The following is an 8,856-nucleotide window of genomic DNA, read 5'->3' on the forward strand; positions in this document are numbered from 1 at the left end:
TTAGTATGGCTCAACACCACTCAGTTATGCCAACGTCAGTGATATGCTGGCTGAACGGGGGGGTCAAAATCTCTAAGCGGGCCTGGGCGACAATCCAAGGCATTGAAACTTTGCAAAAACTGAATAAAGGTCAATTTGATGAATGGCTACGTCGTGATGAACCCGAGTTTCGTGTACGGGAGCGCTCTGCCTTTATGAGTCGCTAATTCAATGTGGAGACGGTTTTAGCGTGAAACATGCCATGGGGCATGGGGCAAAAAATACGCTAATTTATTATTTGCAACAAGCCCATTAATACCATGTTGATTGATTTGATGACGGCCATGTCACAAAAAGATTGGATCAGTCGCCTTGAACGACAAAAACAAGGTATCGAACGTGCCCAAAATTTAGGTAAATACAAAGGAAAGCAGGCAGATAAAGAGCGCCATGAGAAAGTGATTTATTACCGAAAATACAAAGAGCTGAGTATTCGTGAAACCGCCGATGCCACAGGCTATAGTTGTTCACAAGTCTGTCGAATTCAGCTGCGTTATCAGAAAAAATAACCTATTTTCTATTTATAAAGGAGGATAAATATATGGCGGTATCAACAGAACAGCTGCTCATCCTATTACGCCGAGCGTACACAATCACTACATTTTATCGTTTATCCACGAAATCTGTGTTTCAATCCTCTGTTCGCATACCTGAAGGTTATCTTCTGATCTCACCAAAAGGAGAAGAGGTGAAGTGGTCAACTAATATTGGCCACACTATTAGACTGTTTGTAAAACAGTCGCTCTGATTCATTTGGCGTCAATCCCCCGTTATACCAGTGAGGTCTGATGCCGCTGTAATAACCCGTGATATAACCGATAATTCTACGCTCTGCTTCTTTCAAGCTTTCATAACCGATTGAAGGCATCCACTCATACTTTAAACTTCTAAAAAATCGCTCCATTGGGCTATTATCCCAACAGTTTCCCCTTCGGCTCAGACTTTGGGTGATTTGATAACGCCATAATCGTTGACGGTATTCAAGGCTGGTATAATGACTCCCTTGGTCACTATGAAACATCAGCCCTTTTGGTTGCCCCCTCATTTCCCAAGCCATTTGTAGGACTTTTAATGTCAACCCTGTGTCGGGGGACGTGGATAGCGCCCAACCAACAGGTTTTCGGGCAAAGAGGTCTAACACAACAGCCAGATAAGCCCATCGCCTTCCTGTCCAAATATACGTAACATCGCCACACCACACTTGATTGGGGGAGGTAACAGCAAATTGGCGGTCGAGTAAATTAGGGATGTCGACATGTTCTTTACTTCCGCGTTTATAGCGATATTTTACGTGCTGGCAACTCGTAATTCCAAGTTCTTTCATTAACTTACCGGCAAGGTAACGGCTCATATTCACTCCGTATTGAGTCGTCACTATCGTGGCGAGAGTCCTTGCGCCAGCAGAGCCCCCGCTTAAGTTCCAAGCGTCTTTAACTAAGCTGCGTTTAATCGCTCGTTCCCCATCCGGTATGGCATTTTTCATCCGAAGGTGCCAATGACGATAGCTGCTGCGATGACGTTCAAAAAGTTGGCAAAGTGTTGTGACAGGATAATGCGCTCTTAGTTTGTCGATTATCGAGAATCCTTCAATGAATCCGACATTAAGAGCGCCGTAGCCTTCCTAAGAAACACATTCTTCTTTTGCCTGTAAGAACATCCCCATTCTCTCAGCCTGACGTTTAAGGTTTTTTATTACCCGTTCTTTATACCGCTTCTCATAGTATTCAGCGCCAGGATCTTGTTACTTTGTTCCATATTTCATTGCATTGTAAAACAGTATGGCTATTTTTCTTGCTGTCGCGGTTACCGCTTTTGCTTTACCTACCCTAGATGAGAGTCTTCGATAAAACGCACCTAGGGCTGTATCTGACCGACCCACCGTCGTTGCAGCAAGCCTGAGATGAGCGACAACTCGATTATTACTCTTTCGGGAGTGGGACGACATCACCTTACCACCACTAATTTTTGACCCTGGGCACAATGTTAACCATGATGTAAAATGCTTTTCGGTTGGCCATTTATTCATATCCGTGCCACATTCAGATATCAGTCGTAATGCAAGAAAAGAGCCGATGCCATGTATTTGTGTGAGATCTATTCCTATTAAGCGATACAATTTTTCTCGCACATCAAACGTCATTGCGTTGGGCTGTTTGGTTCTATTCTTGGGTTTGGGAATAGGCTCTTTAGGCTCACTTGAATCCATGCAAAGCCTGTTGAGTACTGATTCAATTTGCACATCACATTCATCGACTCGTAACTGATAGGCATCATACATAAGAACAGCCTGACGAAGTGCAAATAAATGTTCTGGCTGATAATTTCCGTTTAGTGCTGCACTAATCGTTTGTTCGTCCGCTTTACAACGTGGATCTCTTAATTTTGCCAAGACATTTGGGTTCTTCTCTCCTGCGACTATAGCTCTAACAATCTTCATACCCGTGACGCCAGAGATATCCGAAACCACAATACTCAATTGGATATTCATATAAGTGAGTGCTTTTTGCATATGTTGAATATGCGCAGCTGCATAGTCCAAAAGGCGTTCTCTCACACGCATATACGCACGAAGCTCAGCAATGATCGCTTCGGGTCTAAAACTGGCTTTGAGCAAACCACATGCATGAAGTCGTTGGATCCATTGCGCATCTCCCACGTCGGTTTTTCTTCCAGGAACGGCTCGGGTATCACGTGCATTGGAAAGGACAACCTCAAAACCATGCTCTTCCAGAATTTCATACACAGGTACCCAATATACTCCCGTGGACTCCATGGCAATGGTCGTTATGCCACACTTAGCTAACCAATGAGCCATGTTATGAATATCGCCAGTGAATGCTTTGAAGGTTTGGACTGGTTCGTCACAGCACTCTGGAGGAACTGCGACAACGTGAAAGCGTCCACCGATATCAATCCCCGCAGCATTGGGGTTGATGACGGGAAGCGATTGGGATTTTGGTTGTAATTTCGACATGATGACCTCGACTTAATGGTAAATACCGGATGGGGAACTCGGATTAATCACTTTCCTAAACGGGGTCTATGTCACCAACATCGGGTCCGCAGCTTTCCCTGGGTCAGGTTTTTTGACGGGATTTATGTCTCCAAAAGGCGTACGACCACTATCCGGTTAATGTAGAGTATAGATCGTTATGTGTTTCTAGTCAGATGGGGGATGTTGTGACATGTAGGCAGTTTTTTAGAATTTCGTTTTCCATTTTAAGGCGTTGTATCTTTTTTTTCATCTCACGAAGTTCAATCTGTTCAGGCGTAAGTGGGAGCCCTGTTGGTGTTTTACCTTGACGTTCTAATCGCAGCTTTTTAACCCAGCGATTAAGTGCGGCCAGGCTCACGCCCATTGCCTGTGCGGCTTTCGCCACGGAGTAATGATGGTCAACGACCATTTTAGCAGCTTCGAGTTTAAACTCTGCGGAATATTGCTTAACCATGTGCTCACCTGTGATGTTATTGAGGTAAGAATATCACCTCTACTCAGGTGGCCAAATTAACTATGCCACTTCAAGGAATGCGTTTTAAGCGCTATCGAATTTCAATCGGTTAAACACTTACTCATCGAACATGGTATATGGGAAGAAATCGTTGGCTCTACATTGTATGGTGGAAGTTGTTGGTCTTTAAAAACCAAATAAAATTAATGTGTTATTGAGAAATGAAGTTTATCATCATTAACATATATGGGAACCGACCGCGGTTTATGAGTACAGAAAAAGGGGGGTGTATTCAATATAGAGATCATCATAATAATAGATAGTATTCACGCTCTATGAATGTGCCGATGATTTTGTCATGCATTTCTGGTGACTTTGAGTAACCTAAAGTCTTACGGTTAAGTCGCTTTAAACGGTTTCTCAAGTTCAAATTCTCTCTTTCTATTCGTTGTGTATAAAACTTACTTACCACATATTTTTGTTTGGACAATATCTCATAAGCACTGAACTTATCCGCGCACCAAAAAGCCACATTAAACCTCGATAGTAAAGCCAGTAACTGACGAAGGGGGCTCTTGTTTCGACGACCAAATATATGAGCAATAATCCGTTTTAGACGGGGCTCCCAAGCATATAAGAGCCAGCGTTGTTGCCTCTTATTAGCGACAAAAGACTACTATTCATCAACCTTGCAAAGGAGTTCAATGTGCAAATTATCAAGGGGTAAAGAAGTTACCTGATTAGGCGAGAGTTTTTAAAGTACGAACAACAGCATTAATGCTGATATGAAGAGCCCTGGCAGTATCACGAATACCTGCATTATTCATCGTTAGGTCGATAATTTTATCTTGAGTTCCGGGTTGGCAGGCTCGATATTCATAATCGAGTTGGAAGCTTCGGCTGCAGTCTTGGCAACGATAATGTTGGTTGCCAGTACTCCCTAATCCATGTTTTTTCACTGAGGAAGTTTGTAGACAAAATGCGCACCTTACATCGACTTTAGTCATGACTATTTTCCGGTAAATTACCTATATTACAGGATACACACCGGATTGAATACATGACCCGTTAAACAATTCATCCATTTCCCTAACCATTAACGCTCTAATAGAGTTTGAAGGTAATTATTTGAAAAATAATGATTATTATTATTTTATTAAGCTTTTTTCATTAAATAAAAAACCCAATAAATGCGTGTTGTGTTTCTTTTTTGTTTTTTTTGCAAACATTTAAGTCAAATTATTAATTTTCGTAAATTTCAACGTTAAATATCTATTTTTAGTTTATTTTTAGATTAAAATATTGATTTTTTTTTATCCATTTTCGAGTGGATAAAAAACAATTAAACTGATGTTTTTTTATAATTAATTGATATTTAAAGTTTTATCACTATTTAGTAAAAGTTGTAACAATTTGATACTTAATATACGGTTCAATTAAAGGAGTTTTACTTTTAATTATTTAATTTTTATAATTGTGTTAATTAAAAAAACAGCTAATCATTTATGGACAATTAATAATAGATAATCATTTTTATTTTTTTGGAAGTAATAATAAACATGCAAATTAAAAAAAATATAATTATTAGTCACGAAAATGAAATTTCCACTTATTGCGGAAAAATTATTAAGAGAATTAGAAGAGAACGTGGAATGACAGGAGATGAACTAGCAAAAAAATTAAATATATCACAACAACAGATGTCTCGATATGAACGTGGAGTTAATAAAATTTCTTTGAGTACGTTATTTAATTTATCATTTATTTTAAATGTTCCACTTGAAAAAATAATTAAATATATTTTAGTTGAAATGGAGGATGGGAATTCTGATAACCCAATATTATTGAAATCAATAATTGCATCTTCCGATACTACCTACTTTTAATAACCATCGTAATTTAAACATTTTCACAAAAATAAAAACTTTTGAAAATTTTGTAAATAATCTAGGAATATATGAATAAATATTTTTATTAGCACTAGTTTCTAGTGCTATGAGCACCTCTATTTTTGCAGCAGATATGGGCCATGGAAAAGTGAATTTTAAAGGCTCTATTATTGATGTACCATGTTCTATTGCACCAAATTCAATTGATCAAACTGTTGAGTTTGGACAAATATCAAATATGGCTTTAGTTAATGGTGGTAAATCTACTCCACGTACTTTTGACATCTCTTTAGAAAATTGTGATGTAACTGACGTAAAGAAAGGCGTTCAATTAACATTTAGTGGTGCAGCAGCTTCATTTGATAAGTCAAATAAAACGTTAGGTATCGTTGGTACTGGCACGGAGCAGGCGTGCAAATTACAAATGGTGGCGGGAATGTAATTACGTTAGGTACACTAACTCCATTCCAAAATATTCAGGATGGTAATAACACTCTGCATTTTTCGGCGCATTTAATGGGTAATGCTGATGATATTAAAACTATCACTGCCGGTGAATTTAGCTCCGTAGCTGGCTTTACGCTGTCGTACGAATAATTAATGCTTAATAGCCAGAAAAAAAATATTTATTAGAGGTTTTTATATATGATTAAAATTTTGATCTTTTCTGTGTTGGGATTTTATACTTCTATTTGTTTTGCGGATTTTAATGTTGATTTATCTTCGGATGGAAAGAGTGGTTCTGCTATATATGTAGGGGATCCAAGTAACGTTTTTTTATTATAAAGGAGATTGGCCTGGAGATAAGTGCGGTGGGTGCCATAGAAAAGATTCGGTTTATATTTCCATTTTATACTCCAATGGAGAATATGTGAGATATTTTACTATAGATCAGATAGATTGTAGTAATTTATTAGACAATGAATCTACTGCTCGACGTTATATCGAAAATTTTGTCAAGGTTAGGCGCTCTATTATGACTACAGTGTATATCCCAAATGCCTCAGCGAAATCAGCAACATCAGGAACATCAGGAACTTTTGATTGTAAAAAGTATGGCATGACAGGAAATAATTCATCGATTGTTTACGTATGGAAAGAACATAAGCACGCCTTTGGCGTGAGCATCGCGGCAAAGCCGCTCTATTTCTAGGCAACTCTCTTCTCGTCTTTTATACTCTGCTTCATGTATATTCCCAGACCCACTAAACTGCTATTTCAATATGACGACGGATGGAACCGCTTCATTGATAACAACCCTGTCGATGAATGGCAACTCCTCTGTGTTGAAAAGATGCTCGCCTGTAGCACCTGCGCGATGGGCGTTCGACGTTATTGCTGTTCTTCTCCTGAATGCACGCATTCGCGCTTCTTTTGTCAAACCTGTAAATCCAAAGCTTGCAGTGCGTGTGGGCTCAAAGGCACCGAACAGTGGATCGCCCAACAACGGCATATTTTGCCAGATTGCGAATGGCAACATATCACTCTCACGATGCCGCACTTGCTTTGGCCTTTTTTCAATAACAACTGGGCCTTGCTCAACCAACTCTTTCGCTGTGCCACCCGTGCTATGCTCAAATACGCTAGACGCCTTGGACTCGACATTGGCATTTTTTGTGCACTGCACACCTATGGTCGCCAACTCAATCAACATCCCCACATTCATTTATCCGTCACCCGAGGCGGTCTCACCAAATACGACACCTGGAAGCCGATTTTCTTTAAAAAGAAAGACGTCGAAAAAGTCTGGCGCAGTGCCGTTATTCGGCTCCTTCGAGACAACTATGTTCAGTTACAACCGAATAAATTGCCTGGTTTCGGGCATATTCGCGATTACCCAACGTGGTGTCGTTACCTCAATGCCCAGTTTCAACGTTATTGGAAACTCCATTTTGCTAAGAAAACCCGAGGCGCGTGGCACAACGTCAAATATCTAGGGCGTTACTTAAAACGTCCGCCTATCTCGGCCTCTCAATTGAAACACTACAGCGGCGGCACCGTGCTCCATCATTATTATGATCACCACAGCCAGCAACATCGGCGACAAATTTTATCCCAAGAAGAAATGATAAGACGTTATGTCAGTCATATCCCAGCTCGCCATTTTAAAATGATCCGCTATTACGGTTTTTTAGCCAATCGCAAACGTGGGCACTTATTACCTAAAGTGTATGACGCGTTGGACATGATTCATCCTAACGTGCCTGAAAAACCGGGGTTTGCAGCCCTGACCAAAGGATTTTTAAACACGGATCCGTACCAATGTATTTTATGCGGAAACCGACTGCGGTTTATGAGTGCCGAAAAAGGCCTACACGCGGTCACTTTACTGTCAGAAAGGCGGGATAAAATGGCTAAAAAGCGATGGTTACAAACCGCAGCCTAGGATCAGTGTGCCTATCATTTCAGTTTTTGGTTAAAAATAGTGCGGTTACGCGTTAGCAAGGTTAAGTTTAAATACGATAGAGACCTTTTAGTAGACTCTGATGACGAAACATATCGTTATTAACTCATTAAACTGTTAATCGAATTTCCTAACCATGAACATTAAAGCTAAACGAGATATTGCACATAAAACAAAAATCTTAAATCATGCCCGTGAGAGCAAAAATATTGCTAAAACTTGTCGTCATTTTGGGATCAGTAGAGAAACTTTTTATACTTGGAAAAGAGCTTATGAACGAGATGGCGAGAAAGGATTAATCAACAATAAACCCTGCCCTGAAAATCCAACCAGAAGAGTTGCAAAACACATCGAAGAGCTGGTTATTTATCTGCGTACGACTTACCATTTTGGTCCCCAACGTATCGCTTGGTATCTTCTACGGTTTCATAACATCAAAATATCACGCTCTGGCTGCTATTATGTATTGCTCAGAAACAAATTAAACCAACTTCCCCAAAATCAGCGAAGTCGCTCTAAACCACTATTTAAACGTTATCAGAAACAAGTGCCAGGGCACCATGTTCAGGTTGATGTGAAGTTTTTATTTTTTAATACGCCTGATGGACAACGAATTAAACGTTTTCAATATACAGCAATTGATGATGCGACACGGATCAGAGCACTTAAAATTTATGAAAGGCACAATCAGGCTAATGCTATTGATTTTATTAATTATGTTGTAAATAAATTTCCCTTTAGAATCAAAACGATTAGAACGGATAATGGGCACGAATTCCAATCGAAATTTAATTGGCATATTCATGATCTAGGGATGGAGCATGTCTATATTAAGCCAGCTACCCCCAGATTGAATGGGAAAGTAGAGCGTTCTCATTTAACAGATAAACAGGAATTTTATCAATTAATCGATTATAAGGATGATGTCGATTTACACGAAAAATTAGCTGAATGGGAGGCATTTTATAATTGTCATCGCCCCCACTCAGCTCATGCTGGTAAAACACCGTATGAAGTGTTAAAAAATAAGCTTGGTCTTTAAGACTAAACGTCAGCCGAGGTTCTGAGTGACACA

At 39.7% G+C, this 8,856-nt stretch carries 5 protein-coding genes and 6 pseudogenes; 7 read left to right on the top strand and 4 right to left on the bottom strand.

The window, feature by feature from the left end:
• Together ACIPUA_RS17525 and ACIPUA_RS17530 are read left to right on the top strand one after the other, a co-directional pair.
• A pseudogene (locus ACIPUA_RS17525) lies at positions 1-206 on the top strand (hypothetical protein); the annotation flags it as partial.
• Between the two features lie 84 nt (positions 207-290).
• Positions 291-548, top strand: a pseudogene (locus ACIPUA_RS17530) (recombinase family protein); the annotation flags it as partial.
• Between the two features lie 188 nt (positions 549-736).
• On the opposite strand, the pseudogene ACIPUA_RS17535 reads toward ACIPUA_RS17530, so the two are convergent.
• From ACIPUA_RS17535 to ACIPUA_RS17550, 4 genes and pseudogenes are all read right to left on the bottom strand, one after another.
• Positions 737-1,660: pseudogene (locus ACIPUA_RS17535) on the bottom strand (IS3 family transposase); the annotation flags it as partial.
• A gap of 120 nt (positions 1,661-1,780) precedes the next feature.
• Positions 1,781-3,013, bottom strand: a complete 1,233-nt coding sequence (locus ACIPUA_RS17540) for an IS110 family transposase (protein WP_281111418.1) — start codon at positions 3,011-3,013, stop codon at positions 1,781-1,783.
• Between the two features lie 223 nt (positions 3,014-3,236).
• A pseudogene (locus ACIPUA_RS17545) lies at positions 3,237-3,488 on the bottom strand (transposase); the annotation flags it as partial.
• 307 nt (positions 3,489-3,795) lie between these two features.
• Positions 3,796-4,495, bottom strand: a pseudogene (locus tag ACIPUA_RS17550) (IS1 family transposase).
• A gap of 552 nt (positions 4,496-5,047) precedes the next feature.
• On the opposite strand from ACIPUA_RS17550, the gene ACIPUA_RS17555 reads away from it, so the two are divergent.
• From ACIPUA_RS17555 to ACIPUA_RS17575, 5 genes and pseudogenes are all read left to right on the top strand, one after another.
• Positions 5,048-5,374, top strand: a complete 327-nt coding sequence (locus ACIPUA_RS17555; protein ID WP_281111417.1) for a helix-turn-helix domain-containing protein — start codon at positions 5,048-5,050, stop codon at positions 5,372-5,374.
• Positions 5,375-5,483: 109 nt separating this feature from the next.
• A pseudogene (locus tag ACIPUA_RS17560) lies at positions 5,484-5,974 on the top strand (fimbrial protein).
• Between the two features lie 379 nt (positions 5,975-6,353).
• On the top strand, positions 6,354-6,530 hold the full coding sequence (locus ACIPUA_RS17565) for a hypothetical protein (protein ID WP_449059925.1): 177 nt from the start codon (positions 6,354-6,356) through the stop codon (positions 6,528-6,530).
• A 33-nt stretch (positions 6,531-6,563) separates the two neighbouring features.
• Positions 6,564-7,763, top strand: a complete 1,200-nt coding sequence (locus tag ACIPUA_RS17570; RefSeq protein ID WP_015344972.1) for an IS91 family transposase — start codon at positions 6,564-6,566, stop codon at positions 7,761-7,763.
• Positions 7,764-7,917: 154 nt separating this feature from the next.
• The gene (locus ACIPUA_RS17575) at positions 7,918-8,823 is read left to right on the top strand and encodes an IS481 family transposase (RefSeq protein ID WP_159242422.1); all 906 of its coding nucleotides are present in this window, start codon (positions 7,918-7,920) and stop codon (positions 8,821-8,823) included.
• Positions 8,824-8,856 lie beyond the last annotated feature (33 nt).

The organism is Providencia sp. AGC89 (genome assembly GCF_053543535.1).

What these genes read in the sequence shown, in the direction of transcription:
- ACIPUA_RS17555 (WP_281111417.1), top strand. Translation starts at nt 5,048, where the DNA reads ATGCAAATTAAAAAAAATATAATTATTAGTCACGAAAATGAAATTTCC.
- ACIPUA_RS17565 (WP_449059925.1), top strand. Translation starts at nt 6,354, where the DNA reads ATGACTACAGTGTATATCCCAAATGCCTCAGCGAAATCAGCAACATCA.
- ACIPUA_RS17540 (WP_281111418.1), bottom strand. Translation starts at nt 3,013, where the DNA reads ATGTCGAAATTACAACCAAAATCCCAATCGCTTCCCGTCATCAACCCC.
- ACIPUA_RS17570 (WP_015344972.1), top strand. Translation starts at nt 6,564, where the DNA reads ATGTATATTCCCAGACCCACTAAACTGCTATTTCAATATGACGACGGA.
- ACIPUA_RS17575 (WP_159242422.1), top strand. Translation starts at nt 7,918, where the DNA reads ATGAACATTAAAGCTAAACGAGATATTGCACATAAAACAAAAATCTTA.